Raw genomic sequence first — 2,457 nt, 5'->3', positions numbered from 1 at the left:
GCCTCGGCTTCCTCGATGGCGGTCAGATTCTCGCGTAACAGGTTCTCCACGATGGAGATCTCGACGGGGTCTCCATCGGTCACCACCGCCGGGATGCTGGTCAGTCCGGCGGCAAGGGAGGCCTGATAGCGCCTCTCCCCTGAGACCACCAGGAATTTTCCGCCATCGCCGCCGCCTCGCACCAGTACCGGCTGCAACACGCCATGCTTCTGGATCGATGCCTTCAGCTCTGCCAGGGCCTGCTCGTCGAAATACTTGCGCGGCTGGGATGTGTCCGGGGAGATGTCGGAGATGTTCAGCTCGTACATCTTGCCTGTCGTATACCCTGTCGGTGCCATACGCGCCTCCCTCTAACGGTTCGAGTTCTACCACGTTGTTGGTTACCGAAGCCCACGCAGGGGCGTTACATGCTGTGTAAGTTACCGTAAAAGCGTCGCTTGTCAAACGACATGAACAGGTCGTCACGGGAGACCCTGAGCTGCTGTCTGGACTGGATGCGCCGGCATCCCGCGTCTGACACGGGTGGCATGTTAGGGCTTTGGATTATGGTTCGATTGGGGGTGATCCGCAGGAAAGTGAGTGGAGTCAAGGCACCGGGTTCATGTTAAACTACATTAGAAAACGTCGTTATTTTTAGGCGTGAAGTGAATGATAACCGGAGGTTACGGCGAAATTCGGCGCGCCGAAATCGCGATTATTTTAATGTTACCTGCCGCGTAGAGAGCTGGACGTGCTTCGACCACCCCAGCACGAACGGCTGTTCGCCCCGGGGTGGTCGATTAACCTCGGCCTTCTCTTGCGTAAACCTCCGCGCCGCCCTTATATCACGTGCTTTTGGGCACTGAGCGTCTGGTAGCTGCGGTGCGCGGCGAGATAGCGGGCGTCCTCAGCGTAGGTCGTCGGATAGACGGCCGGGACGGGCTGGTGGGTGAGATTTCGGTCGACATTGACGAAGGTGAAAAGGCAGGAATTCGAAAGGGCGGTGGTGGTACGGTCGGCGCTGATGCGCTCGATGTTGGCCTCCACGAAGATGAAACAGTCATGGGTGTAGACGACCTGCGAGGTGTAGTGCAGCTTGTCCCCCATCCTGACCGGCTCGTTGAAGTTGATACGGTTTACGGCTGCGACTATCGAGCGGTCGGGGGAGACAAGCTCGGAGCAGATGGCGGCGAGCTCATAGGCGCGGCGGATAAGATACCCTCCGAAGATCTTCTGCGGCACGTTCTCGAATTCCGGGACCATCCGCTCCCAGGAATCGGTCGCCAGCCGCCGCACCAGGAGACCGGAAAAGCCCCTTTCATCCTGGGCCTTGTGCAGGGCGGCGAGCATCTCGTACTCCGTCCTGGTCGGAGGCTCGAGCAGCGCGGCCTTTTGCCGCTTGTATTCTTCACGCCTCTCCAAGGCCTTCCGGCCCCGCTTCTGCTCCATCTCGTCCACGTATTCCATGGGCGGCAGTTTAAGGCTGACGGCCCCCTCCCCCACCCCGGACCTCGCCACCATGGTGAAGTAACAGGAGGCCACATGGTTGCCGGGCTGCGACACCCTGATCCCAACTTCGACGGAACTGCTCCCGACATAGTTGATCGTGGCCTCGAAAATGAGGTCCACGGTGACGTCGGCCGCATGATGAACGACGATGTTGTCGATGGCCGCTGTGACCACCCTGGCGTCGGGATAAAACTGGTTTACGTAGCGCAGGGCCGTTTCCTCGGCCACCTTGTCCAGAATCTCCAGCAGCAGCCCGAAGCGGAGGTTCCCCTGAAGCTCGGGGTCGTCGAGCACCATGAAGCGACGCCGCAACACCGGGTCCTGGCTCAAGGGGATCCTCTGGCTGAAAGCGGTATCATTCGGTCTGGTCATGGGGGTATCCTCCAAAAAGATCCTTGATAGTGGCAGCGATTTATCACTACAAGTTGCCGCGGCAACCGTCAACAAAAAAGCCGCCCATCTCCGGGCGGCTTTTTGTGACATCGGTGCTGGGATGAGGAGCTAGGCGGCAGCTTTCCCTTTTCCGACCCGGGGCTTTGTCACCTTGGCCGCTTTGGCCGCCTTGGCAGCCTTGGCGGGGGCGGTCTTCTTCGCCTGGATGTTGGCCATCCTCACTTCCCGCGCCTTGGCGAGGTTCTCCGCCAGTCCCCTCTCCTGCGCCATCTTCCTTCTGGACTCGGAGTAGTTCTTGGCAGACAAAGCCTGCTTGCTGGGGATCCCGAACTGCTTCTTGTACTCACCCGGTTTCATCCCATGGGCGGTACTGAGGTGGCGCGCCAGGGTCTTGAACCCCCCTTTTCCGCAGACCATGCAGGAGATCTCTCCCTTTTTGAAGGCCTCCTTGACTGTCATCGTTGTCTTGACAGTCTCCTCCACCCCCTCGATTGATTGTCCGGCTTCGAGATTCTTAAGTGCGTTGTGTACCTTGCTGATCTCGAAAATAAGCTGATCCGAGGTCATCGGAGTACT

The 2,457-nt window shown here is 59.1% G+C and carries 3 protein-coding genes; all 3 read right to left on the bottom strand.

Annotated elements, in window-relative coordinates:
* Positions 1–338, bottom strand: a 338-nt coding sequence (locus AC11W3_RS00855; protein WP_484092336.1) for a ParB/RepB/Spo0J family partition protein, incomplete at its 3' end; no start/stop codon positions are given.
* Positions 339–819: 481 nt separating this feature from the next.
* The gene (locus AC11W3_RS00850; RefSeq protein WP_484092335.1) at positions 820–1,860 is read right to left on the bottom strand and encodes an acyl-CoA thioesterase; all 1,041 of its coding nucleotides are present in this window, start codon (positions 1,858–1,860) and stop codon (positions 820–822) included.
* Between the two features lie 129 nt (positions 1,861–1,989).
* The coding region (locus tag AC11W3_RS00845; RefSeq protein ID WP_484092334.1) for a MucR family transcriptional regulator at positions 1,990–2,457 on the bottom strand (468 nt) is incomplete at its 5' end.

This window comes from Geomonas sp., assembly GCF_056994735.1.
This window is presented reverse-complemented; position numbering and strand designations above follow the sequence as displayed.

What these genes read in the sequence shown, in the direction of transcription:
- AC11W3_RS00850 (WP_484092335.1), bottom strand. Translation starts at nt 1,860, where the DNA reads ATGACCAGACCGAATGATACCGCTTTCAGCCAGAGGATCCCCTTGAGC.